Raw genomic sequence first — 24828 nt, 5'->3', positions numbered from 1 at the left:
CACTTTCTTCTTAACCTCTTAGTCATGACCTCTGTTCGAATTGGTGGAGATAAGCGGGATCGAACCGCTGACCTCCTGCGTGCAAGGCAGGCGCTCTCCCAGCTGAGCTATATCCCCAATCCTTCTTTCCCTACAGTCCCATTCGCATCATTCTCGCTCATGGTGGGTCTGAGTGGACTTGAACCACCGACCTCACCCTTATCAGGGGTGCGCTCTAACCACCTGAGCTACAGACCCTCTGTAGGTGTCGTCCTTCTATCAAACAATCTGTGTGAACATTTCATAGTAACATCTTCACTTTAATCTAGTAAGGAGGTGATCCAACCGCAGGTTCCCCTACGGTTACCTTGTTACGACTTCACCCCAGTCATGAATCATACCGTGGTAAACGCCCTCCTAAAGGTTAAGCTATCTACTTCTGGTACAACCCACTCCCATGGTGTGACGGGCGGTGTGTACAAGGCCCGGGAACGTATTCACCGCGACATTCTGATTCGCGATTACTAGCGATTCCGACTTCATGGAGTCGAGTTGCAGACTCCAATCCGGACTACGATGCACTTTCTGAGTTTCGCTCCATGTCGCCACTTCGCCTCCCTCTGTATGCACCATTGTAGCACGTGTGTAGCCCTACTCGTAAGGGCCATGATGACTTGACGTCATCCCCACCTTCCTCCAGCTTGTCACTGGCAGTCTCCTTGAGTCCCCGGCTTCAACCGCTGGCAACAAAGGATAAGGGTTGCGCTCGTTGCGGGACTTAACCCAACATTTCACAACACGAGCTGACGACAGCCATGCAGCACCTGTCTCATAGCTCCCGAAGGCACAAACTCATCTCTGAGTCCTTCTATGGATGTCAAGAGTAGGTAAGGTTCTTCGCGTTGCATCGAATTAAACCACATGCTCCACCGCTTGTGCGGGCCCCCGTCAATTCATTTGAGTTTTAACCTTGCGGCCGTACTCCCCAGGCGGTCGATTTATCACGTTAGCTTCGAGGACCAATCTCTAAAACCAATCCCCAAATCGACAGCGTTTACAGCGTGGACTACCAGGGTATCTAATCCTGTTTGCTCCCCACGCTTTCGCACATGAGCGTCAGTATCTTCCCAAGGGGCTGCCTTCGCCTTCGGTATTCCTCCACATCTCTACGCATTTCACCGCTACACGTGGAATTCTACCCCTCCCTAAAGTACTCTAGCGACCCAGTATGAAATGCAATTCCCAGGTTAAGCCCAGGGCTTTCACACCTCACTTAAGTCACCACCTGCGTGCCCTTTACGCCCAGTTATTCCGATTAACGCTCGCACCCTCCGTATTACCGCGGCTGCTGGCACGGAGTTAGCCGGTGCTTCTTCTGTGGCTAACGTCAATTACATGCCCTATTTAAGCATGCACCTTCCTCACCACCGAAAGAACTTTACAACCCGAAGGCCTTCTTCATTCACGCGGCATGGCTGCGTCAGAGTTCCCTCCATTGCGCAATATTCCCCACTGCTGCCTCCCGTAGGAGTCTGGGCCGTGTCTCAGTCCCAGTGTGGCTGGCCATCCTCTCAGACCAGCTAGAGATCGTCGGCTTGGTGAGCCCTTACCTCACCAACTACCTAATCTCACTTGGGCTCATCTTATGGCTAAAGGCCTTTCGGTCCCTCTACTTTAATCTCTCGATATTACGCGGTGTTAGCTACAGTTTCCCGTAGTTATCCCCCTCCATAAGCCAAATTCCCAAGCCTTACTCACCCGTCCGCCACTCGTCAGCAAAAGAAGCAAGCTTCTCCCCTGTTACCGTCCGACTTGCATGTGTTAAGCCTGCCGCCAGCGTTCAATCTGAGCCATGATCAAACTCTTCAATTTAATCTTCGCTCTTAAAAAAAACTGACTTCGTTATTCAAATCATATGAATCTTCAAATTCAGCATTCAAGATAATCTTTTTTTAATTCTTTTACTTAAAGTAAAAACATCATCTACGAATGCCCACACAGATTGTCTGATAAAATGTTAAAGAACAAAAAACGACGCTTTCTTTTTTAACTTCACACTTCAGCGTCGTTGCGGAGGTGCATTATAGTGATTTCAATTCACCTTGCAAGCACTTTTTTATAAAAATTTTTTAAACGTTTATTTTTTAGACTTCTTAGCAATTGTCTGTTTAATTAATCTCGGAAGGTCTTCAATAGAATCAATGACATAGTCTGCATTTGCTGCAATTTCTTCAGAAATAGCTTTACCTGTTCTTACTAGTACTGTTGTCGATACTCCCGCTGATTTTCCTGCCAATACATCATCTAATTTATCACCAATCATAATCGATTGCTTAGGATCAATATCAAAATCTTTAATCGCTTCTAATAACATACCACCTTTCGGTTTACGGCAATCACACTCTTTACGGTATTCACCTTTTCCTTCCGGGTGATGAGGGCAATAATAAATGCCATCCAAATGTACACCTCTGTCTTCTAATGACCAATCCATCCACTCGGTTAACTGATTAAAATCATCTTCTGAAAAATAGCCTCTAGCAATTCCTGATTGATTAGTTACTAAAATCAAACAATAACCCATCTCTTGTAAAACTTTTAGTGCTTCAATACTACCTTCAATAAATTCAAATTGATCAATAGTATGTACATAACCATGATCAATATTTAATGTTCCATCACGATCTAAAAAAATGGCTTTTCTCATTTTTTCCCTCATTTAATAATTCTTTTTATCTTTACCATACATCTATACTATATCACTCCTCTCCATTTTATATATGCCAAAATCCCCATTTTCATTGCTAATAACTAAACTTTATAAAAATTTATTGACATAGCTATCTAGACGTCTAAAATACTCGATAATTTTCTTGTCTTAACTTAATTAAGTAAAAAATGATCAAATTAGAAAATATCTATAAAACTTTCCAAGTGAATGGGCGTCAGCTGACCGCATTGGATAATGTTTCTTTACACATTCCACAAGGAAAAATTGTTGGTGTTATCGGAGCATCTGGTGCGGGTAAAAGTACACTAATTCGTTGCGTTAACTTATTAGAACGTCCAACCAGTGGTAATGTATTTGTTGATGGTCAAAACCTCATGCAATTATCACAATCTCAATTAGTGCAGGCTCGTCGCAATATTGGCATGATTTTCCAACATTTTAATTTGCTCAGTTCTCGTACTGTATTCGGTAATATTGCACTGCCATTAGAGCTTAATGGAACACCAAAAGAAAAAATCATTGAAAAAGTAAACTCTTTATTGGAAATGATTGGACTAGCAGATAAAAAAGATGCTTATCCGAGTAACTTATCTGGTGGACAAAAACAACGTGTAGCAATTGCTCGTGCCTTAGCAAGTGATCCAAAGGTTTTATTATGCGATGAAGCTACTAGCGCCTTAGATCCTGCGACTACCCAATCTATTCTCAGATTATTAAAAGAGATTAATCGTAATTTAGGTATCACTATTTTATTAATTACCCATGAAATGGATGTCGTAAAACAGATTTGTGATCAAGTGGCAATTATTGATAAAGGCTGCTTAGTCGAACAAGGTTCTGTCAGTGAAATTTTCTCAAATCCAAAAACACAATTGGCACAAGATTTTATTCGCTCAACATTCCATATCAATTTGCCTGATGAATATTTGGCACAATTGAGTGATTCACCTCGTAATGCACAATCTTATCCGTTGATTAAATTTGAATTTACTGGTCGTTCTGTTGACGCACCGTTACTCTCATTAGCTTCCAAAAAATTTGGTATTGATTTGAGTATCTTGACTTCACAAATTGACTATGCCGGTGGTGTCAAGTTTGGTTTTGTAATTGCAGAAGTTGAGGGTGATGAAGATTCAATTACCCAAGCAAAAATTTATTTAATGGAACACAATGTACGTGTTGAGGTACTTGGTTATGTTTGATGTATTAACTCCTCAAGTTTGGACTTTAATTGGTAATGCAACATTAGAAACACTTTATATGGTGTTTGCTTCAGGTTTCTTTGCAGCTCTATTTGGTATTCCTCTTGGTGTAGTGCTTTTTATTACCAAAAGAGGACAAATTAAAGAAAATAAAAGTCTTAATGCGATTTTAAGCGCTATTGTTAATATTGGTCGTTCCGTACCATTCGTAATTTTATTGGTTGCTATTATCCCATTTACTATGTTGATTTTAGGTACTTTTATCGGTACCACTGCAGCAATTGTTCCATTGACGATTTCAGCTATTCCTTTTGTTGCCCGCTTAGTTGAAGGCGCTTTAATGGAAATTCCATCTGGTTTAACCGAAGCTGCACGCGCAATGGGCGCAAGTAATTTCCAAATTATTACTAAATTCTTATTACCAGAAGCATTACCTAGCATTATTAATGCTATCACTATTACCTTAGTGGCATTAGTAAACTATTCGGCAATGGCTGGAACCGTAGGTGGCGGTGGTTTAGGTTATGTTGGTATTCAGTATGGTTATCAAACCTACGTACCTGAAATACTGATCGCCACTATTGTAATTCTCGTTATTATGGTTCAAGTAATCCAAACTATTGGTGACCAACTTGTCCGCTATTTTAATCATAAATAAATCTATAAGGAGATTTTAGATATGCAAATCAAAAACATCTTAACTATCAGTGCGTTATCTGCCGCTATTGCGTTTTCTTCATCAGCATTTGCTAAAGATGGCAAAATCAAAGTTGGTATCCAAACTGGTCCAGAAATGACCGTTGCAGAAACCGCAAAAAAAATTGCTAAAGATAAATATGGTTTAGAAGTTGAACTCGTGCCATTTACTGATTATGTAACACCAAATGCAGCATTAGAAAATAAATTAATCGATGCTAACGCATTCCAACATAAACCATATTTAGATTCACAAATGAAAGATCGCGGTTGGAAAGATCTTGTTATCGTTGGTAATACTTTCGTATATCCAATTGCTGCTTACTCAAAAACTATCAAAAAAGCGAGTGAGTTAAAAGATGGTGCAACCGTTGCAATTCCAAACGATCCAACTAACGGTGGTCGTGCACTTCTCTTACTTCAAGCTCAAGGCTTAATTAAATTAAAAGCGGGTACAGGTTTAACACCAACCACTTTAGACATTGTTGAAAATCCAAAGAATCTTAACATTAAAACTCTTGATGCTAACCTAATTCCACGTACTTTAGGTCAAGTAGATCTTGCAATTATCAACAATACTTTTGCTGGTCAAGCAGGTTTATATCCAAGTAAAGATGCTGTTTTCGTAGAAGATAAAGATTCTCCATATGTAAACATCATTGTTGCTCGTGAAGATAATAAAGCAGATCCAGATGTACAAAACTTCGTAAAAGCCTATAACACTGAAGAAGTGTACAAAAAAGCAATGGAAGAATTTAAAGATTCTGTAGTAAAAGGCTGGTAATTTTTTATTATTCCATTTGATAATAAGCCGAAAGGAATCCCCTTTCGGCTTTTCCTTGTTTAGGAGTAGCTATGTTTTCTTTTTCTGATACGGACTTAAATGATTTACCCATTAACTTACAAGCATTAATCGCTGATGATGATAATCTAATCAGTGTGTTAGCCAATACTTCTGCATTATTGAATCAATATTTACCAGAGATCAATTGGGTCGGTTTTTATCTACTTAATGCACAGAATGTACTTACCTTAGGACCATTTCAGGGTAAAATTGCCTGCACAAGAATTCCTGTAGGAAAAGGCGTTTGTGGACAAGCTGTTGCGCAAAATAAAGTATTACGCATCGACGATGTTCACCAATTTGCGGGGCATATAGCTTGTGATAGTGCAAGTAATGCAGAAATCGTATTACCACTCTATCATCAAGGAAAAATTATTGGTGTTTTAGATATTGATAGTCCTAAATTTGCCCGTTTCACCGAACAGGATCAGCACATTTTAGAACGCTGTATGCAGCAATTAACTGACCATTTATCAACACTCAACATATAGGGATATTTATGTTGCACTTAACCTTAGAAGATCAACTTTTTATTAGCCAGCCAAAACAACTCGGCACTCACTCTAGCCAACATGAAAATCTTGCTGTTGTCTTTGAAGATGACGGTGAAACTGGTTATTTCTATGCTATTGATACCCAACAAGACGAAGCGATTGTAGATTGCCTACATATTTATAACGCAGCATCTGTTGAACAAAAAGAAACTGCCCGTCAATTACAAATTTGTTGGTCAGAAGATGGCTATTTTGCAATCTTACTAATCAATGATTATCCGCACGCTGCATTTGATTTTAAAAGATTGATTGCGTATAACCACAATCAATTTCCACAACCAGCCATTACTAGCTTATGGTCCCATAAATTAATTACGGATGAATTAATCAAGCAATGGCTGACAGATGCAGAAAATGATTGTACTCGGCAATAAATATGCTATAGTTTCCTCCAATTAAAAATATAATTTTTAATCGTCATAACCTATGAAAGGAGGCGTTATGAATCTTAGGGATCTTGAATATTTAGTAGCTCTTTCTGATCACAAACATTTCCGTAAAGCTGCTGATGCTTGTCATGTTAGCCAACCTACTTTAAGCGGGCAAATTCGTAAGCTTGAAGATGAATTAGGCATCATTTTATTAGAACGTACCAGTCGTAAAGTATTATTCACACAATCTGGTTTGTTATTAGTCGATCAAGCACGCAATGTATTAAAAGAGGTGCAATTATTACGTGAAATGGCAAGTAATCAAGGTAAAGACATGACCGGACCATTACACATCGGTATGATTCCAACAATTGGTCCTTATCTATTACCATACATTATTCCTATGTTGCGTGATGCCTTTCCTGAATTAGAAGTTTATCTATATGAAGCCCAAACTCATCAATTACTAGAACAGCTAGAAAAAGGACAATTGGATTGTGCCATTGTTGCGCTCGTTAAAGAAACTTCTGCTTTTATGGAAATTCCAATCTATGATGAAGCAATGTTAATTGCTGTATCCGAGCAACATCCATTAGCGAAAGAGCAAGAAATCCCACTCGAACGTTTAAAAGATTATGAATTACTAATGTTAGATGACGGGCACTGTTTCCGCGATCAAGCTTTAGGTTACTGCTTCGTAGCTGGGGCAAAAGAAAATGCACATTACCAAGCTACCAGTTTAGAAACATTACGCAATATGGTCGCAGCAAATGCTGGAATTACTTTTATGCCAGAGCTCGCTATCTTAAACGAACGTTCGCGTCAAGGTGTGAAATACATTCCTTGTATTAATCCACGTCCATTCCGTTCTGTCGGATTAATTTATCGCCCAGGTTCACCATTACGCGCTCGCTATCAACGTGTAGCACAATTGGTAGAAAAAAATATTAAACCTTTGCTTGTTACACCAACCCAAGACTAATCATTATGAGTGGAATTAGAGCCAAACAAAAAGAAAAAACTCGCCGCGCCTTAATTGATGCAGCATTTGAACAGCTTAGTGCTGAAAAAAGTTTTTCTAATTTGAGTTTACGTGAAGTCAGTCGTGAAGCTGGTATCGCTCCGACCTCTTTTTATCGCCATTTTCGTGATATGGACGAATTAGGTTTAAGTATGGTAGATGAAGCAGGATTGATCTTACGCCAATTAATGCGCCAGGCACGTAAACGCATTGCTGATGGCGGCAGTGTAATTGTCATTTCTGTAGAAACATTTTTTGAATTTATTACTAATCGTCCAAATGTGTTTCGTCTGCTATTGCGAGAAAGTTCTGGTACTTCACAAGAATTCCGTACCGCAGCTTCTCGTGAAATCAATCACTTTGTTGCTGAGTTAGCAGAATATATTATGAATAAAGATAAAAATATTCCCGATTATGTAGCAAAAGCACAATCCGAAGGAATGGTAACATTAGTGTTTACAGCAGGATCTCACGCTTTAGATATGAATAGTCAAGAGCGTGAAGCCTTAAAACATCGAGTGATTTTACAATTACGGATGATGGCAAAAGGGGCTTACTTACTGGTTGATCATTCTGACAACAATCAGACACAAAAAAGTGCATGAGAATTTCATGCACTTTTCATCAAATTACAGCTAAATAAAACTACATTCCAATAACGACGCAATCAACGCCTTTCGATCCTAATGTTGATTTTGCGCTAGAAGCTGCATTATAACTATCTACTGGTCCAATAAAGACACGAGTCCAATCGGCAGAACTTTTAGTAAATGCATTAAAACCTTCAATCACTAAACGGCCTTGTAAATTCTCAGCCTGAGTTTTATTTTTAAATGCGCCACATTGCAAGCCATATTTTCTACCGCCTTTACTATCGGTTGCTGAACTCTTTTTCGTTTCATTGTCAGATTTCGCTTCTGTCACAACAGTTTTAGTCGTCGTTGTTGCTGTTTTTTCTACTTTATTTGCAGTAGTCGCTTTTTGTTGAGCGGCTTGAGCTTTTGCTTGTTGTTCAGCTTTCGCTTGTTCAATTTTAGCTTGTTCTTCAGCTTTTATTCTGGCTTGCTCTTCTGCCTTTTGTTTTGCTTGTTCAGCTAATTTATCTTGTTCCAATTGTAATAAAATTTTCTTCTGTTCTTCGGTCAATTGTACATTTTTAGCCACAGAAGAAACATTATCATCAACCGGTACTTCTCTCGTTTCCAATTGTTTGATATAGCTCCAAACCTCTTCCGGACGACTTGGTAACGTACTTTTTTTCGTTGTTGGTGCTGTTTCTGCTGTGGTTGTAATTTCTTTACTTGCTGGAGAACTCTCTTTGAGAAAGAATAATGCAATCGCAAATACCGCAATAATCAATAGCATTAAGGCTAATAATAATTTTTTTCTGCCTGTACCTTTTTGTTGTCTTCTTCTAGAGGCAGGACCTCGTGAAACATAATCTCGTTGAACCACAACTTTTTCCTAACTATTTAACCTATAAAACGGGCGCTAATTTTACTGAAAATTTGAAATATTGACCACAATTATTAACCGAAATCATAAGGATCAATGTCTAAGGCTAACCTCACTGCTGACGGTATTTTTAACGTTGTTAATAAATTTTCTACTAAAAACAACGTCTGGTGTAAAGCACCTCGTTGACTATGTTGTAACAATAAATACCAACGATATCGTCCTGCTTTTTTTTCTACCGCAGCCGGTAACGGCCCTAATAATTGCACTCCTTGCATAGATTCATCTAACCTTGTTTGCAGATGTTCCAGCAGTAATTGCAACGTCTGCTTAACTTCCACCTCATTACGTCCAGATGCTTTAATGAGTGCCTGATAATAATAAGGTGGTAATTGGAATTGATAACGCTGTTGTAAAACTTGCTGACTAAAATCAGTATAGCCAGCTGAAATCAAAGTTTTAAACAGAGGATGTTCCGGATAATGTGTTTGTAATAAGACCATTCCTGCTTTATTACCTCGTCCTGTTCTACCCGCAACTTGTACATATAATTGCGCCAATCGCTCTTCGGCACGAAAATCCGCAGAAAATAAGGCACTATCAATATTCACTAAAGCCACTAACCCAACATTTGGAAAGTGATGACCTTTGGCTAACATTTGCGTGCCAATCAGAATTTGACGTCTTCCTTGCGAAATCTCTTGTAAATAATGCTCTAAAGCACCTTTTCTCGCTGTACTATCTCGATCTAAACGCACTATCTGATAATCTGGAAATTTAGTTTGTAATACCGCTTCCAGCTGCTCTGTGCCAACTCCAGTTGTCAATAGATTAGTTGAGCCACAATGAGAACATTGGAATGGAATCGGTTTTTGTGCGCCACAATGATGACATTGCAATACATTACGATATTGGTGATAAGTATAAGGTTTATCACAATGTGCACACATCTCTACCGTACCACAATCATGACATAAATAAACTGGTGCAAAACCACGCCGATTTAAAAACAACAATACTTGTTCGCCACGTTGCAAAACTTCTTGCATCCGCAATAATAGGCTGGTCGATAAGCCATTCTCTAAATGTTGTGTTTTTAAGTCGATAACAATTTGATTATTGGCGACCTGATTATTGGCTCGATAACGTAATGAAATTAAATGATATTTCTTTCTTGCTGCATTATATAAACTTTCCAAACTTGGCGTAGCGCTACCTAGAATAATTGGAATTTGATGTTGTCTAGCACGATAAACTGCAATATCTCTGGCATGATAACGCCACCCTTCTTGCTGTTTAAAAGATTGATCGTGTTCTTCATCTAATACTATTAAGCCTAAGTCATAAAATTGTGTAAAAATCGCTGAACGTGTTCCGATTACAATAGCAACTTTATTCTCTTTTGCCGCTTGCCACACTTGTAACCGTTCAGCATCATTCATATTCGAGTGCAATACGGCAATAGGGACATTAAAACGCAAATTAAAACGACGAATAGTTTGCGGCGTTAAACCAATTTCTGGCACTAATACCAAGACCTGCTGTCCTTTCTTTAATACTTCTTCAATCACTTGAAGATAAACTTCAGTTTTTCCAGAGCCTGTTACCCCTTGCAATAACCAAGTGTGAAATCCCTGACATAAGCTGATCTGACTAACTGCCAACGCCTGTTCTTTATTTAAATTTAATTTATTTTTGCTTTGAACAATTTCCGTCTCTGCAATATTTTCGTTCCATTCCGGTTGATTTACTTCAATCCCAATAGTTTCAATATAGCCAGCTTCCAATACACTTTTCTTAATACTATGAGAAAAAATATCACTCTGTTTTTCTAAACATTGATGTTGTTGTAAGAACTGTAAAAGTTCATGTTGGCGTGGTTTTCTGATCAGCACATTATCTATAACTGCTTGTTTACCTAATTCAGTTAACTGATAAAAATGCTGTGTCATTTTGGTAATTGTATCGCCTCTGCGTAACTTGACTGGTAATGCAGAAAATAGCACCTCACCAATTGGATGATGGTAATAATCTCTCGCCCATAAGAGTAATTGCCACATTTTTTCATCAAATAATGTAATGTGATCTAATACGGCTAGAATTGGTTTTAGTTGTTCAACTTCACTGCTATTGGGTAAATCCGTTACAATCGCAATACGTTTCTGTGTGCCGAATGGTACTAATACTCTAGCACCAATACTGACCTCCATTTCATCTGGCAATAAATAATCAAACTGATTTCTAACAGAAATATCTAATGCGACACGTACTATTTTCATTACAAACCTTACAACGATAAACTACCGCTACATTATAGAAAATTTTCAGCTATTCCCCTAATGACATCTTTTTCTATCGAATATCCCTTGTTTTTATATTGAATTTTCTACTCGTTTCCTATATTATTCAGTTCCCTTTTTACTGTCGCCATATGGCGATGTTTTTTTGTAAAAATATGTGCGGTGTTGATCCTAAGGAGATCAATAGCGGCGCATGCTAATTTGAGGTTATTATGCAACAAGGTATTCATCCAGAATATAAAGAAGTCACTGCAACTTGCTCTTGCGGTAATGTGATCAAAACTCGTTCTACTGTGGGACACGATATTAACTTAGACGTATGTGCAAAATGCCACCCATTCTATACTGGTAAACAACGTGTTGTTGATACTGGTGGTCGTGTTGAACGCTTCAACAAACGTTTCAGTATTCCAAGTACAAAATAAGAACAGTAAAAAACCTACCACATTCGGTAGGTTTTTTGTTATCTATTACTTATTTCCAGAATTGCCACCAAGATTTACCTTCTTCTGCCACTTGTGGCTTTTCCACCTCTTTTACTTCTGCTTGAGCTAACTCAGGAGAGTAATCAAAACTTTCTACCGTTTTTTGTGGATTAAAATGTACAATTAATTTCTTCTCAATTGGATCTTCATGCCCTTTTTGAATTCTTTGTACATACACCCAATTAGATGTATTAAATGGATCAACTAATAATGGCGTACCAAGTAAATATTGTACTTGTTCTTGTGTCATACCTTTTTGTAATTTATCCACTGTTGCTGCATCAAGATAATTTCCTTGCGGCACATCAATACGATAAACCAATTTACTAACTGGTGAAGAACAAGCAGAAATGCCTAATGCAAAAAGTGATGACAACAAAACAATTTTTAATTTCATAATAGTTAGCCTTCTTAATAATCGTTAACTCTCGCTGATAATACCTAAACTTAGGTGAAATGCCAATTTAATATTTATTACGCTGCAATTGATCGCGTAAATTTGCAGGTAATCCTTTAATCATTAACGTATCGTTTTCCTCATCCCAAACGACACGCTGTCCTAACAATTCAGCTGAAAAAGTCAAAGTAACACCACGCCCAGATCCCGAAAATTTTTCCAATTTCTTCAATGTTGCCGGCAATGGCGGGATAGCTTCTTCTAATTCATACTCTTCCGCTTGTGCAAATTCCACAAAAGATTGTCCATTCAATTTATCCATTTCATCAGATAACGCAGCAACATCAATTTCAGCACCTTCATCTGCTCTTGCTTTACAATATGCTAAAGCTTGTTGTTTAATCTCTTTGGATTGTTCAGGTTCTACATCGGCTTGATGACAATAATCTTGTACTGCTTGCACTAACAACTGATTTTGCACTTTTGGATTAAGCCCTTCTTCTGCACCTAAAAAATCCATAAAAAAATCACCAACTTTACGACCAATCCTTCCCTTTAAAAAGGTTAGATAGCGGTTGGATTGTGCGTCAATTGATAATTCAGTTAAATTCACTCGCGCAATAATGTCACATTTACTTAAATCCAAATATTGCGTACCATGCACTTCCAATTGTTCATCAACTAATAGACTCGTTCTACTGTCGATTAAGCCTAAAAAAAGATAATCGGTTGCCAAAAAATTATATTGGCTAACAATAAAAGTACCACCGCTAGCGAAGCTGTATTTACTGATTTCTTTTGCAAGCAGTTCCGTCGCTTGCTGACTAAAGGTTAAAAAATCCAACTCTTTTTCTAAATAGCGATTTAGCATTTGTGCAAACTGCGATTCATCATTAAACACCGCGTAAGTTTTATTTTTCGCTTGATAATGCTGATGCAATTCCAACATTAATTGTTGCACTAATTCATTTTCCGGAAGGGTTTGACCACGTAACTTCGTTTCAAGTTCAATCGTTTCTGCGTCAACAGTTAATTTTCTGTACAACTGATGCAAAATAATCTGTTCAACATTTATACTCATAATAATATCTTATGCTATTTTGACCAAAATCTTTGCCATTATAGGAGATTTTCCCCATTATTTTTAGCCGATTTCTTTAAAAAATCTGGTATGATAAGCGCCAAGTTTTTTTCGTTAGCAAATTTGTATGGCGGCACATTCTAAATATTCAAATAAAGAAATTGAAGCGTTGATGAGCGAGATGATCGCTACTTTAGAAAAACATCAAGCACCTGTTGATTTATCATTAATTGTTCTAGGTGATATGGTAAGTAATTTATTACTCAGCAGTGTCAAAGACTCACAACGTTTACCTTTAGCCAAAGCCTTCACTGAAGCTTTATTACACTCTTTAGAAACTGCAACCAAAAAGCATTAATTGGCATCACCATAATGTTAAAACTGAACTACACCCAACAAGACCGAGAAGAATTATCACGAAAAATCTCGTGGGGTCATTGGTTTGCGTTTTTTAACATTATTATCTCTTTTATTATTGGCTCACGTTATGCTTTCTTCTCTGATTGGCCCGATACGCTATTAGGAAAAATTTACTTTTTTATCAGCATTATTGGGCATTTCAGTTTTATTGTATTCGCCATCTACTTACTCATTATCTTTCCGTTAAGTTTTATCATTAAAAATCACCGTACTTTTCGTGGTATTACGGTAATTATTGCTACGTTATGTACTACCGTATTACTGGTAGATAGTGAAATTTACAAACGTTTTTATATCCATTTAAGCTCAATGGTTTGGGATTTAGTGATCAATCCTGAAAATGGTGAACTTGCTCGCGATTGGCAGATTTTCTTTGCTCCAATGCCAATTATCCTGTTATTGCAAATGCTATTTTCCCGTTGGTCTTGGCAAAAATTCCGTAGTTTAGAACGACAAAAATGGATTAAACCTGTTTCTTATACCTTTTTATTAGCTTTTATTGCTATGCACCTTATTTATGCGTGGGCAGATGCGACTTTTTACCGTCCAATTACCGCGCAACGTTCTAATTTGCCATTATCTTATCCAATGACCGCAAGAAAATTCTTGGAAAAAAATGGTTTACTAGATGCAGAAAGCTACCAAGCAATCTTAACAGCAACCGGTCGCGCAGACGCAAGATATTTGGATTATCCAAAACGTAATATTCGTTACGCTACACCTGATACAACGCCTAATATTTTATTAATCAATATTTCCGGGTTGCGTAACAATGTCATTTCTGAAACTGCTACGCCAGCGCTATACCAATTCGCACAACAATCTCTTAATTTTAAACAAAATTATAGTAGCAGTAATCAAGCACAAGAAGGCTTAGTTGGTCTATTTTATGGTTTACCCGGCAACTATTTAGACAGCATTCTATTTAGTAAAACCCAGCCTGTACTATTAAAACGTTTACGTGAATTAGACTATCAAATACAGGCGCAATTGACTCAACAAGATGCTCAACCTCTATTCTCTGTGTTGTTTGAAAAAACGGAAAAACAATATAACAAAACTAATGTTGCTACATTCAAACAGTGGGAAAATTGGTATCAACAACAAAATAAAGACAACTCGCAGCCTTGGTTTAGTTTTATTGATGTTTCATTAGTCACAACTAAATCAGGACAAAATAAAACAGCAGATAGTGCCGAAAATGCAGCAATTTATCAATATTCACAAAATTTATTACAAGTGGATCAATCATTTGCGGAACTCATTGAAACCTTAAAACAGCATCAGCAATTCGCAAATACCTTAATTATCGTCACTGCCGATACTGGTTTTAGTGAAAATGATGATATAGCCGACTTCTCTCCAGATAAGATTCATGTGCCATTACTGGTTCATTGGGGAGATAAGCCTGCACAACAATTAACCAACCTCACCAGCAATTTAGATATTGTGCCAACGCTATTGAAGCAGATCTTTAAAGCGGAAAATCCTGCTACCGATTTTTCCCTTGGTAATAATCTGTTTGCAGATAATGCTACGCCAGATAACTGGACATTAAGCGCAAATAACCGTTGGATAGTGATTATTGATAATGATGGTGTGCAATATCAAATTGATAAATATGGTAATTACAAAAAGTTCAATGCTGAATACCAACAACAAAATTCTACTCGTCCGCCACTCGGTTTGTTCTTAGCGGCGTTCAGCGAAGTACGTTCATTTATCGAACACTAAAGTGGCTTAATTGCACTCGCACAAGCGTAAGCAGAACTCCAAGCCCATTGAAAATTATAGCCGCCTAGCCAACCAGTCACATCAAGCACTTCACCAATAAAATAAAGTCCTTTCACTTGTTGCACTTCCATTGTTTTTGAAGAGATATGCTGAGTATCCACACCGCCTAACGTGACCTCAGCAGTGCGATAACCTTCTGTCCCATTTGGCGTAAATTGCCAATGGTGGAATGCTTGCGTTAAATCAGCTAAGGTCGCTTTGCTTAAATCGGCTAGTACACACTCTTTTAAGGCTAATTTCTGCCAAAACACCTCAACCACTTTATTCGGCAAAATACGCTGCAAGGCAGTACGTAATTGTAATTTCGCTGAAGTTTGACGCAACGCTAATAAATATTCCGTCAGATTAAGCTGCGGTAATAGATCAATTTCAACACTTTCATTTGGCTGCCAATAATTAGAAATCTGCAAAATAGCTGGCCCAGACAACCCACGATGCGTAAATAAAAGCGATTGATTAAATGACTTTCCACTAGCAGCATTTACACTAATGGGCAAAGAAACGCCTGCTAATGCAGAGAGATAACTCTCTTGTTCTCGATAAGTAAACGGAACTAATGACGCACGTGGCGGCACAATATTTAAACCAAACTGTTCCGCAATATGGTAACCAAACGGTGTAGCACCTAACTTTGGCATTGATAAGCCACCTGTTGCAATCACTAACTGCTGACATTGCCAACAACTACCATTTTCCGCTTGTACAGAAAAACCAGAGGATAATTTTTGTACTTGTTTAATATTCACTTGTAACTGAAACTCAACTTGCCCCAGCTTGCACTCTTGCAGCAGTAAATTAACAATCTGTTCCGCACCATCATCAGTAAATAACTGTCCTGCTTCTTTCTCGTGATAAGCAATACCATATTGCGCTACTAAGCTGATAAAATCCCATTGGCTATAACGAGCTAATGCTGATTTCACAAAATGAGGATTTTGCGATAAATAATTTACCGCACTAACCTCTAAATTAGTGAAATTACAATAGCCACCACCAGACATTAAAATTTTACGTCCAACTTTTTTGCCATTATCTAGCACAATAACTGACTTACCACTTTTCCCAATTTGGGCAGCACAAAATAATCCAGCGGCACCAGCGCCAATAATCACGACATCATAATGTTGCATCTAACGACTCTCTTTTGATGATACATCAATAATCATCACTTCTGATTGTGAACCTAAACGGAAAGGCACACCCCAAAAACCATATCCCGAAGTGACAAAAGTATGCATTTGCGCAAATTGTTGATAACCATAACTTAATTGATACATTAAATGTACAATCAAATTAAATGGGAAAATTTGCCCACGATGGGTATGACCTGATACTTGAATATCAACGCCAGCCTGACTATTTTCGGTAATCGAAAATGGTCGATGATCCATTAATAAAATCGGTAATTCAGCTCGTTTTTCTGCAGGAATAGTAGCCAAGATTTTTTCAATTGGCTGGCGTTGCAGATCTAATTCATCATTACGCCCAACAATAATAAATTGATTAGATACCACAACAGCTTGATCTGTTAAGAGATATACACCTTCACGTCGAATTTCATTAGCAATTTGAGTAGGTTGTTGAAAAAAATCGTGATTACCTAAGGTGGCATAAACGCCTAATGGAGAGCTCAATTTAGCAAAATAGGGCTGCATTTTTTGTTGAAAATAGGCTTGCAAATTATCATCCATAATATCGCCAGGTAACAACACAATATCGACTTTTTGTTGCATAAAAATTTGCTGCAATTTTTCTAATTGCTTACTACCAAATAATTTCCCTAGATGTAGATCGCTTGCTACACCAATTCTGAATGGTTTTACTGCTTTATCAATTTGTACCGAATAATGTACCACTTGTGGCACATATGCTTGATGCACACTATAACTACACAATCCCGTTAGTAACAGTATTGCTATACCTCGGCTTAAAATTGGTGATGATGGTAAAGGTATTTTGAAAAGTGCTAATATCTTTTTACTTGCCCATAAGAAGAAAACAACTAAAGTGATATACCATAAACCAATCAAAATATAAGCAGAATAACGAAAACCGTTAGGGATAAAATGAAAAACGGACAACAGTAAAAATGCGTTAATGACTAAATAACAACCCCACACGAAAGGACGTTTATAGTATGGCGTTGTGGTTTTATGTAAGAAGAACCAATCAACAGCTTTTATACCAACAAAGATCAAAATTTGTAGGAATACAAAAATAAGATAACGAAATACCATTCCTGTTGATTTCTCCTCTACATCTTAAGTTAAGCTGAACAAAATACAGATAAAAATGGATAAAGCCGAGTATTTTCACAGACTTTATCCATTATTCGGATAATTACAGCAACTCATCGAACGCCGAAATCACCATTTCTGGTTGAATATCAATTAATGATTGGTGATAGCCTTCTTGACTATCTTTACTTTTACGCACTTTAATTAAACCACCACTAATCAAGCGCAAGATTTTCACTTTATCTGTTAATGGCGGTGTATATTCTGGGCTGGTTGGTCCATATACTGCTACTAGAGGTCGCTGCAAAGCTGCTGCAATATGCATCAATCCAGAATCATTACTCACAACAGCAGTACATTGTGAAATGAGATCGATCGCTTGTGGTAACGAAGTTTTTCCCGCTAAATTGATACAATATTGGCGCTCTGTTTCGGTAAGACTATGACGAATTTCTTCACCTACCGCCTCATCTTTAGCTGAACCAAATAAGCTCACTTGGTATCCTTTGGCAATTAATTGTTGTGCTAAGACAGCATAGTGATAATGCGGCCAGCGTTTTGCGGGTCCAAATTCTGCTCCAGGACAGAAACCAATTATTGCTCGTTTATCATCAAAGCCATATTGTTCAGCAAAGTGTTGAAAAGTTTCAGCAACTTGTTGTGGATCAGTTTGCAAATAAGGATAAGGTATTGCTAGATCTTTCGCTGCTGGAATTTGTCCTTTTTCAAAAGCCAAAGCAATATAACGTTGCACCATTAACGGATACTCTCGTTTATTACTGCGTAAATCATTTAACAAAAAATAACGACTCTCGCCTTTCCAACCACGACGTAATGGAATCTTAGCAAATAATGGAATAAACGCCGATTTTAGCGAATTTGGCAATACAATCGCTAAATCATATTGCCCTCGTAATGATTTACCAATCTGATAACGTTGCGATAAGTTAAACTCACCATGCCCAATAGGCATCGCTAATGCTTGTCGCACTTCAGGCATTCTGGATAGTAATGCACGACACCAATTTGGTGCCAACACATCAATCTCACAGTCAGGATAACGCTGTTTTAATGTCTGATATAAACTGTGCGACATCATCATGTCGCCAACCCAAGATGGGCCAATCACTAAAATTTTCATATTACTTCAACTATTTATTTAACCACGCCATATACTCTGCAACCCCTTCAGCTACTTTCTTAAATGGTTTATCGTAGCCAGTTGCACGTAATTTGGTTAAATCTGCTTGTGTATATTCTTGATAACGACTCTTTAAATGTTCTGGGAATGGAATAGTTTCAACTTCACCTTTACCATGATATTTCACTACTGCTTTCGCCACTTCTGCAAAACTTTCCGCATTTCCTGTACCACAGTTAAAAATACCTGAAATACCATGTTGCCAGCACCAGATGTTCACAGCAGCAACATCGCCCACATAAACAAAATCACGACGGAAATGTTCGCTGCCTTCAAATAATTTCGGATTTTCTCCTTTTAAAATCTGATTATTCAAATGGAAGGCAACACTTGCCATACTACCTTTGTGATTTTCTCGTGGACCATACACATTGAAATAACGGAAACCACAAACTGGTGATTGTGCTTCTGGTAAAATTTGGCGTACATATTGGTCAAATAAGAATTTTGAATAGCCATAAACGTTTAATGGATGTTCAAATTGACGCTCTTCGATAAACTCTAATCTATCACCATAAGTCGCCGCTGAAGAGGCATATAAGAAAGGAATTTGGCGATCTAAACAATAATGCAATAACTCTTTTGAATATTCATAGTTATTTTGCATCATATATTTACCATTCCATTCGGTAGTCGCTGAACACGCACCTTCGTGGAATACTGCTTCTATATCACCTAGATCATCACCTGCAATAATAGAAGCAATAAAATCCTCTTTATCACAGTAATCTGCAATATCTAAATCAGCCAAATTAGCGAATTTGGTACCATCTGTTAAATTATCAACAACTAAAATATCTTTTCTACCTATGTCATTGAGTGCTTTAACAATATTACTGCCAATAAAGCCTGCACCACCAGTTACAATAATCATTTGATTTCCTTAATCACTTAACAAAATTCTGTTTATTTTAATAGATTTACCCTGTTGAAAAAACAAAAAAATCCCATCACGCTGGTGATGGGATAATATTTATTAAGATCAACAAGAAAAGTACGACAAAAATTGATGTACTAAACTTGTGTTTGGAAGATCACTTCTCCCGCTTTTTTCACATAGCTATTGATTTGATCAAAATTCATATAACGATAAGTATCGTCTTTATCTTGTTGTAAATCAGCAGCATAGCTTAAGTACTCTTCCGGTGTTGGTAATTTACCTAATAACGCCGCAACCGCCGCTAATTCAGCAGAAGCAAGATAAACATTCGCACCTTGACCTAAACGGTTCGGGAAGTTACGAGTTGAAGTGGATACTACGGTTGATTTTGGTGCTACACGTGCTTGGTTACCCATACAGAGTGAACAACCCGGCATTTCTGTTCTTGCGCCACTCTTACCAAAAATACTGTAATAACCTTCTTCAGTTAATAAAGCAGCATCCATCTTGGTTGGCGGTGCAATCCATAGACGAGTTGGAATCACATCAGCAAATTTATTGAGTAATTTACCTGCTGCACGGAAATGTCCGATATTGGTCATACAAGAACCGATAAAGACTTCATCAATCTTATCACCTTGTACCTCGGATAATTTACGAGCATCATCTGGATCATTTGGTGCACAAAGAATTGGCTCTTTGATCTCATCCATATTAATTTCAATCACTGCCGCATATTCTGCATCAGGATCTGCTTCCAACAATTGTGGATCAGCCAACCACGCTTGCATATTCTTAATACGACGCTCTAATGTGCGCGCATCACCATAACCTTCTGCAATCATCCATTTCAACAAGGTAATATTAGAGTTGAGATATTCGATAATTGGTTCTTTATTTAGTTTAATGGTACAAGCCGCAGCAGAACGTTCTGCTGATGCATCAGAGAGTTCAAAGGCTTGTTCAATTTTTAGATTTTCCAAACCTTCAATTTCCAAAATACGACCAGAGAAAATATTCTTCTTACCTTTTTTCTCAACCGTTAATAACCCTTGTTGAATCGCATAGTATGGAATTGCATGAACCAAATCACGTAGGGTAATACCTGGTTGCATTGTACCAGTGAAACGTACCAATACAGATTCAGGCATATCTAATGGCATTACACCTGTCGCTGCAGCAAATGCGACTAATCCTGAACCTGCTGGGAATGAAATACCAATTGGGAAGCGGGTATGTGAATCACCACCTGTTCCGACAGTATCTGGCAACAACATACGGTTTAACCAAGAGTGAATAATACCGTCACCTGGACGTAATGATACGCCACCACGATTCATAATAAAGTCTGGTAAGGTGTGGTGAGTGGTAACATCAACTGGTTTTGGATAAGCTGCAGTATGACAGAATGATTGCATTACTAAATCGGCTGAGAAGCCTAAGCAAGCAAGATCTTTCAACTCATCACGAGTCATTGGACCGGTTGTATCTTGTGAACCAACAGAGGTCATACGAGGCTCACAATATTGCCCTGGACGAATACCTTCCACACCACACGCACGACCAACTAATTTTTGTGCCAAAGTGAAGCCTTTATTACTTGCAGCTACTGCTTGTGGTTTGACAAATACATCACTTTCGCCTAAACCTAATGCTTGTCTTGCTTTGTGTGTTAACCCACGTCCAATGATTAATGGAATACGGCCACCTGCACGCACTTCATCCAGCAATACTTTTGTTTTTAAGCTAAAGGTTGCTAATACTTCATCGCTGTTATGACGACAGATTTTGCCTTCATACGGATAAATATCAATCACATCACCCATATTTAATGCGGTAACATCAACTTCAATTGGTAATGCGCCCGCATCTTCTAAAGTATTAAAGAAAATTGGTGCAATCTTGCCACCTAACACGACCCCGCCAGCACGTTTGTTTGGAATAAATGGGATATCTTCCCCCATATGCCATAACACAGAGTTAGTTGCTGATTTACGTGATGAACCTGTACCCACCACATCACCAACATATGCAAGTGGGAAGCCTTTTTCTTTTAATTGATGAATTTGGCTAATTGGCCCAACTTCTCCCTCTTTATCTGGGGTAATACCATCACGACTATTTTTTAACATTGCTTTTGCGTGTAAAGGAATATCCGGACGTGACCACGCATCTTGTGCTGGTGAAAGATCATCGGTATTAGTTTCACCAGTTACTTTAAATACTGTTACTGTAATTTTATCTGCTAATTTTGGACGAGATAAAAACCACTCTGCATCAGCCCATGATTGCAATACCTGTTTTGCAAATGGATTACCTGCGCTTGCACGTTCAGCCACATCATGGAAGCTATCAAACATTAATAAAGTATGGGAAAGTGCTTTAACTGCTAATGGTGCAAGTTTGTCATTATCTAAGGCTTTCACTAATGGTTCGATATTGTAGCCACCTTGCATTGTACCCAACAATTCTACTGCACGTTCTTGGCTGATGAATGGTGATGTTACATCACCTGCTGCCAACGCTGATAAGAAAGAAGCTTTGACATACGCAGCTTCATCAACCCCGGCTGGAATACGAGTTTCAAACAGTGTTAAGAGATAATTAGGATCTTCTTGTGAAGGTGCTTTGAGTAATTCAATAAGTTGGGAGGTTTGTTCTGCATTTAGTGGTAAAGGGAAAACCCCTTCGGCTTGTCTTTGTTCAACGTGTTTTTGGTAATCACCTAAAAAATTAGCCATAATAAATCCTTAAATTATTAATTGTAGCTAGAGTATGAAGTAAATTTGCATGAGCAATAATGCTTAATGTTAACCATTTGTTAATATAGATCTATGACTTAGGAAAGTCAAAGGTGCAAAAAGAGAGATTGTTGGATATTTGATCTATCTCTAAAAATTTTCGTTATCTTTTTTTCTAGTGCAAAATAAAACATTGATTATTAGTCACTTATAATTTATCTTTCTTAATAGTAACGCTTATTTACAACAACAAAACTTAAAGGAAATAGACTATGCAGAGCAAATTCAAAATGCTCACATTAACACTATTTACTTCTCTCAGTTTAGCCGCTTGTAGTTCTTCTGGTTCTTCTAGTTCTTCTAGTTCTTCTAGTTCTTCTAGTTCTTCTGGAGGTGATGATAATAGTAAACACCAAAATAATGCTAAACAAGCAACCCTTTTTGACAACCAATATTTAGAAAATAAAATATCTGTAGAGCCTAAAAATAATAATGAAATAGAAAAAATAGATAACGAATTAGATAAAATCTTGGTTCTTGATAATTCAGGTTTTAGCAAATCTAGTTTTAACACCAATGAAGCCAGTTACACTGTTTATGCTGTTAATTTAGCTGATTCTGCATACAGCGTAATGGTTAGTAAAGATAGACCACAAAATTTTGCCAGATTAGATACTGCAGGTATTAATACTTCTGCCGAAGAGGCAAAAACACTTTCGGGTACAGCCACCTATACAGGTAAAGCTTTACTCGTCGATCAAAACCATACTGTTGATACCAACGGCTCCGTTAAATTACAAGCTGATTTCACCAATAAAAATATCAGTGGCGAAATAAAAGGTAATAACGTTAATATTGCCTTAGATAAGACACAAATTATTACTGAAACCAATGTTAATGATCCAACGGATAAGATCCTCGCATTCCAAGGCAGTGCAACAACACAAAATGGCTTAACTGGTCAATATGAAGGTCATTTTATGGGAAAAAATGCTAAAGAAGTTGTAGGTATTGCCACATTAGAAAAAGACAATGAAAAACTAGGTGCTGCATTTGGCGCAACTAAACAATAAAAAATCATCCTAAATATATAAAAGTTAAGGGCTAGAAAATGACTAGCCCTTTATTTTGTGTTTAATTCTTGCTTATTTAGTCAATAAAAATGCACGCAATTGAGCAAAATCCGCCGCCATCGTAATAGATAACAACGGTAACGCATTGTGTTTCGCTAACGCTTCTGGTAGCGGTAAATCAATCGCTAAAATACGTTCAACGCTCTCTTTAAATTTCGCTGGATGTGCAGTGCAAAGGAATAGACCTGTTTCACCTGGTTGCAGATCTTCTTTTAATACACGATAAGCTACTGCACCATGAGGTTCACACAAATAGCCTTTCGCATACATCTCTTTTAACGTTTCTTCTGTTTCTGCATCAGTCACACTGTCAGAATGTAAATCAGCTAAAGACCATTGCTGGCGACGGAATAACTCTTCTACACGAGGCCAGTTATTCGGACGGCTTACATCCATCGCATTTGATAATGTTGCTACTGTTGCGTGTGGATCCCATTGTTGAGAACGTAAATAACGAGGTACGGTATCATTAGCATTAGTTGAAGCAATAAAGCGTTTAATTGGTAAACCAATCGCCTTAGCGATCAAGCCTGCTGTCAAGTTACCGAAATTACCGCTTGGTACAGATACCACTAAATTTTGACGTTGTTCTACTGGTAATTGTGCTGCTGCTTCAAAGTAATAACAAATCTGCGCAAGTAAACGGCTAATATTAATAGAATTCGCCGAATTTAGACCAATCGCTTCACGTAATTCTTGATCATCAAAAGCTTGTTTTACCAATGCTTGGCAAGCATCAAAATCGCCTTCAATCGCAATAGTACGAATATTACCACCCAAGGTGCAGAATAACTTTTCTTGCAATGCACTGATCTTTCCTTTCGGATAAAGAATCACTACATCAATATTTTCCAAACCATAAAATGCGTGAGCAACGGCAGCTCCTGTATCACCTGAAGTCGCTGTTAAAATTGTAATTTTGCCATCTTTACGCACTGCTGCTAATGCTTGCGCCATAAAACGCCCACCAAAATCTTTAAACGCCAATGTTGGACCATGGAACAGTTCTAAAGCATAAACATTCTCATCTACTTTGGCTACTGGCGCTGGGAAAGTAAAAGCATTGGCAACTAATTGCGCCAACTTTTCCGCTAGAATTTCATCACCAATAATTGCAGATAAAATACGTTGGCTGCGCTCTACTAATGGCAGCGCCAATAATTCATCAACATTGTCAAAATAAGGCAATTTTTCAGGAAAAAATAGACCTTGATCTTTACCCAATCCTTGGCGAACGGCTTGAGCAAAATTTACTTGTTCTTCTGGATGTTTGATATTGTATAAATTCATTCTGTTACCTTTATCT

At 37.8% G+C, this 24828-nt stretch carries 22 protein-coding genes, 2 tRNA genes and 1 rRNA gene; 11 read left to right on the top strand and 14 right to left on the bottom strand.

Features of this window, described 5'->3' with window-relative positions:
• Positions 1-41: 41 nt before the first annotated feature.
• The 4 genes from NYR30_RS02480 to gmhB all read right to left on the bottom strand — a co-directional run bounded on the left by NYR30_RS02480 (position 42) and on the right by gmhB (position 2686).
• Positions 42-117: transfer RNA gene (locus NYR30_RS02480), tRNA-Ala, on the bottom strand.
• Positions 118-160: 43 nt separating this feature from the next.
• Positions 161-237, bottom strand: a tRNA-Ile gene (locus NYR30_RS02475).
• A 71-nt stretch (positions 238-308) separates the two neighbouring features.
• Positions 309-1851 (bottom strand): 16S ribosomal RNA (locus tag NYR30_RS02470).
• A gap of 265 nt (positions 1852-2116) precedes the next feature.
• Positions 2117-2686, bottom strand: a complete 570-nt coding sequence (gene gmhB, locus NYR30_RS02465; RefSeq protein WP_066113329.1) for a D-glycero-beta-D-manno-heptose 1,7-bisphosphate 7-phosphatase — start codon at positions 2684-2686, stop codon at positions 2117-2119.
• A 191-nt stretch (positions 2687-2877) separates the two neighbouring features.
• Here gmhB and metN point away from each other — a divergent pair, with 191 nt between their 5' ends.
• The 7 genes from metN (at position 2878) to fabR (ending at position 8003) form a co-directional block, all read left to right on the top strand.
• A complete protein-coding gene (gene metN, locus NYR30_RS02460; protein ID WP_066422225.1) occupies positions 2878-3912 on the top strand; it encodes a methionine ABC transporter ATP-binding protein MetN in 1035 nt (344 codons plus the stop codon).
• The gene (locus NYR30_RS02455) at positions 3905-4570 is read left to right on the top strand and encodes a methionine ABC transporter permease (protein WP_066107364.1); all 666 of its coding nucleotides are present in this window, start codon (positions 3905-3907) and stop codon (positions 4568-4570) included. The genes metN and NYR30_RS02455 overlap by 8 nt, the downstream gene beginning before the upstream one ends.
• A 21-nt stretch (positions 4571-4591) precedes the next feature.
• Positions 4592-5392, top strand: coding sequence for a MetQ/NlpA family lipoprotein (locus NYR30_RS02450; RefSeq protein ID WP_066107367.1), 801 nt, complete (start codon positions 4592-4594; stop codon positions 5390-5392).
• A 71-nt stretch (positions 5393-5463) separates the two neighbouring features.
• The gene (locus tag NYR30_RS02445; protein WP_066113325.1) at positions 5464-5943 is read left to right on the top strand and encodes a GAF domain-containing protein; all 480 of its coding nucleotides are present in this window, start codon (positions 5464-5466) and stop codon (positions 5941-5943) included.
• Positions 5944-5951: 8 nt separating this feature from the next.
• Positions 5952-6380 (top strand): DUF2251 domain-containing protein, encoded by a 429-nt coding sequence (locus NYR30_RS02440; RefSeq protein ID WP_066113323.1) that lies wholly within the window; start codon positions 5952-5954, stop codon positions 6378-6380.
• A gap of 67 nt (positions 6381-6447) precedes the next feature.
• Positions 6448-7359 (top strand): DNA-binding transcriptional regulator OxyR, encoded by a 912-nt coding sequence (oxyR, locus tag NYR30_RS02435; RefSeq protein WP_066113321.1) that lies wholly within the window; start codon positions 6448-6450, stop codon positions 7357-7359.
• Positions 7360-7364: 5 nt separating this feature from the next.
• Complete coding sequence (gene fabR, locus NYR30_RS02430; RefSeq protein ID WP_066107382.1) at positions 7365-8003, top strand: HTH-type transcriptional repressor FabR; 639 nt, start codon at positions 7365-7367, stop codon at positions 8001-8003.
• A 40-nt stretch (positions 8004-8043) separates the two neighbouring features.
• Here fabR and ftsN read toward each other — a convergent pair whose 3' ends face one another.
• Positions 8044-8853 (bottom strand): cell division protein FtsN, encoded by an 810-nt coding sequence (gene ftsN / locus NYR30_RS02425; RefSeq protein WP_066113319.1) that lies wholly within the window; start codon positions 8851-8853, stop codon positions 8044-8046.
• Positions 8854-8927: 74 nt separating this feature from the next.
• Entirely contained in the window at positions 8928-11132 is a 2205-nt protein-coding gene (gene priA / locus NYR30_RS02420; protein ID WP_066113317.1) for a primosomal protein N', read from the bottom strand.
• Positions 11133-11365: 233 nt separating this feature from the next.
• On the opposite strand from priA, the gene rpmE reads away from it, so the two are divergent.
• Positions 11366-11578, top strand: a complete 213-nt coding sequence (rpmE, locus tag NYR30_RS02415; protein ID WP_066113315.1) for a 50S ribosomal protein L31 — start codon at positions 11366-11368, stop codon at positions 11576-11578.
• A gap of 49 nt (positions 11579-11627) precedes the next feature.
• Here rpmE and bamE read toward each other — a convergent pair whose 3' ends face one another.
• Positions 11628-12035 (bottom strand): outer membrane protein assembly factor BamE, encoded by a 408-nt coding sequence (bamE, locus tag NYR30_RS02410; protein WP_066107400.1) that lies wholly within the window; start codon positions 12033-12035, stop codon positions 11628-11630.
• A gap of 67 nt (positions 12036-12102) precedes the next feature.
• Complete coding sequence (gene yejK / locus NYR30_RS02405; RefSeq protein WP_066113313.1) at positions 12103-13116, bottom strand: nucleoid-associated protein YejK; 1014 nt, start codon at positions 13114-13116, stop codon at positions 12103-12105.
• Positions 13117-13243: 127 nt separating this feature from the next.
• Between yejK and NYR30_RS02400 the strand changes: the two genes are divergently transcribed.
• The gene (locus tag NYR30_RS02400; RefSeq protein ID WP_066107406.1) at positions 13244-13474 is read left to right on the top strand and encodes a YejL family protein; all 231 of its coding nucleotides are present in this window, start codon (positions 13244-13246) and stop codon (positions 13472-13474) included.
• Between the two features lie 14 nt (positions 13475-13488).
• Positions 13489-15270, top strand: a complete 1782-nt coding sequence (locus tag NYR30_RS02395) for a DUF3413 domain-containing protein (protein ID WP_066107411.1) — start codon at positions 13489-13491, stop codon at positions 15268-15270.
• On the opposite strand, the gene NYR30_RS02390 is transcribed toward NYR30_RS02395, so the two are convergent.
• The 5 genes from NYR30_RS02390 to acnB all read right to left on the bottom strand — a co-directional run bounded on the left by NYR30_RS02390 (position 15267) and on the right by acnB (position 22389).
• Complete coding sequence (locus NYR30_RS02390; RefSeq protein ID WP_066107414.1) at positions 15267-16460, bottom strand: BaiN/RdsA family NAD(P)/FAD-dependent oxidoreductase; 1194 nt, start codon at positions 16458-16460, stop codon at positions 15267-15269. The genes NYR30_RS02395 and NYR30_RS02390 overlap by 4 nt on opposite strands.
• On the bottom strand, positions 16461-17567 hold the full coding sequence (locus tag NYR30_RS02385) for a metallophosphoesterase (protein ID WP_302501786.1): 1107 nt from the start codon (positions 17565-17567) through the stop codon (positions 16461-16463).
• 103 nt (positions 17568-17670) lie between these two features.
• Positions 17671-18708, bottom strand: coding sequence for a lipopolysaccharide heptosyltransferase II (gene waaF / locus NYR30_RS02380; protein WP_066107423.1), 1038 nt, complete (start codon positions 18706-18708; stop codon positions 17671-17673).
• 10 nt (positions 18709-18718) lie between these two features.
• Positions 18719-19642, bottom strand: a complete 924-nt coding sequence (rfaD, locus tag NYR30_RS02375; protein WP_066107425.1) for an ADP-glyceromanno-heptose 6-epimerase — start codon at positions 19640-19642, stop codon at positions 18719-18721.
• A 140-nt stretch (positions 19643-19782) separates the two neighbouring features.
• Entirely contained in the window at positions 19783-22389 is a 2607-nt protein-coding gene (gene acnB, locus NYR30_RS02370) for a bifunctional aconitate hydratase 2/2-methylisocitrate dehydratase (RefSeq protein WP_066107428.1), read from the bottom strand.
• A gap of 272 nt (positions 22390-22661) precedes the next feature.
• On the opposite strand from acnB, the gene NYR30_RS02365 reads away from it, so the two are divergent.
• Positions 22662-23462 (top strand): factor H binding protein domain-containing protein, encoded by an 801-nt coding sequence (locus tag NYR30_RS02365; RefSeq protein ID WP_302501785.1) that lies wholly within the window; start codon positions 22662-22664, stop codon positions 23460-23462.
• Between the two features lie 72 nt (positions 23463-23534).
• Here NYR30_RS02365 and thrC read toward each other — a convergent pair whose 3' ends face one another.
• Positions 23535-24812, bottom strand: a complete 1278-nt coding sequence (gene thrC / locus NYR30_RS02360) for a threonine synthase (protein WP_066107276.1) — start codon at positions 24810-24812, stop codon at positions 23535-23537.
• Positions 24813-24828: the final 16 nt, after the last annotated feature.

The organism is Gallibacterium salpingitidis (genome assembly GCF_030517105.1).
GTDB classification, from domain to species: Bacteria; Pseudomonadota; Gammaproteobacteria; order Enterobacterales; family Pasteurellaceae; genus Gallibacterium; species Gallibacterium salpingitidis.
This window is presented reverse-complemented; position numbering and strand designations above follow the sequence as displayed.

What these genes read in the sequence shown, in the direction of transcription:
- gmhB (WP_066113329.1), bottom strand. Translation starts at nt 2,686, where the DNA reads ATGAGAAAAGCCATTTTTTTAGATCGTGATGGAACATTAAATATTGAT.
- metN (WP_066422225.1), top strand. Translation starts at nt 2,878, where the DNA reads ATGATCAAATTAGAAAATATCTATAAAACTTTCCAAGTGAATGGGCGT.
- NYR30_RS02455 (WP_066107364.1), top strand. Translation starts at nt 3,905, where the DNA reads ATGTTTGATGTATTAACTCCTCAAGTTTGGACTTTAATTGGTAATGCA.
- NYR30_RS02450 (WP_066107367.1), top strand. Translation starts at nt 4,592, where the DNA reads ATGCAAATCAAAAACATCTTAACTATCAGTGCGTTATCTGCCGCTATT.
- NYR30_RS02445 (WP_066113325.1), top strand. Translation starts at nt 5,464, where the DNA reads ATGTTTTCTTTTTCTGATACGGACTTAAATGATTTACCCATTAACTTA.
- NYR30_RS02440 (WP_066113323.1), top strand. Translation starts at nt 5,952, where the DNA reads ATGTTGCACTTAACCTTAGAAGATCAACTTTTTATTAGCCAGCCAAAA.
- oxyR (WP_066113321.1), top strand. Translation starts at nt 6,448, where the DNA reads ATGAATCTTAGGGATCTTGAATATTTAGTAGCTCTTTCTGATCACAAA.
- fabR (WP_066107382.1), top strand. Translation starts at nt 7,365, where the DNA reads ATGAGTGGAATTAGAGCCAAACAAAAAGAAAAAACTCGCCGCGCCTTA.
- priA (WP_066113317.1), bottom strand. Translation starts at nt 11,132, where the DNA reads ATGAAAATAGTACGTGTCGCATTAGATATTTCTGTTAGAAATCAGTTT.
- rpmE (WP_066113315.1), top strand. Translation starts at nt 11,366, where the DNA reads ATGCAACAAGGTATTCATCCAGAATATAAAGAAGTCACTGCAACTTGC.
- bamE (WP_066107400.1), bottom strand. Translation starts at nt 12,035, where the DNA reads ATGAAATTAAAAATTGTTTTGTTGTCATCACTTTTTGCATTAGGCATT.
- yejK (WP_066113313.1), bottom strand. Translation starts at nt 13,116, where the DNA reads ATGAGTATAAATGTTGAACAGATTATTTTGCATCAGTTGTACAGAAAA.
- NYR30_RS02400 (WP_066107406.1), top strand. Translation starts at nt 13,244, where the DNA reads ATGGCGGCACATTCTAAATATTCAAATAAAGAAATTGAAGCGTTGATG.
- NYR30_RS02395 (WP_066107411.1), top strand. Translation starts at nt 13,489, where the DNA reads ATGTTAAAACTGAACTACACCCAACAAGACCGAGAAGAATTATCACGA.
- NYR30_RS02390 (WP_066107414.1), bottom strand. Translation starts at nt 16,460, where the DNA reads ATGCAACATTATGATGTCGTGATTATTGGCGCTGGTGCCGCTGGATTA.
- NYR30_RS02385 (WP_302501786.1), bottom strand. Translation starts at nt 17,567, where the DNA reads ATGGTATTTCGTTATCTTATTTTTGTATTCCTACAAATTTTGATCTTT.
- waaF (WP_066107423.1), bottom strand. Translation starts at nt 18,708, where the DNA reads ATGAAAATTTTAGTGATTGGCCCATCTTGGGTTGGCGACATGATGATG.
- rfaD (WP_066107425.1), bottom strand. Translation starts at nt 19,642, where the DNA reads ATGATTATTGTAACTGGTGGTGCAGGCTTTATTGGCAGTAATATTGTT.
- acnB (WP_066107428.1), bottom strand. Translation starts at nt 22,389, where the DNA reads ATGGCTAATTTTTTAGGTGATTACCAAAAACACGTTGAACAAAGACAA.
- NYR30_RS02365 (WP_302501785.1), top strand. Translation starts at nt 22,662, where the DNA reads ATGCAGAGCAAATTCAAAATGCTCACATTAACACTATTTACTTCTCTC.
- thrC (WP_066107276.1), bottom strand. Translation starts at nt 24,812, where the DNA reads ATGAATTTATACAATATCAAACATCCAGAAGAACAAGTAAATTTTGCT.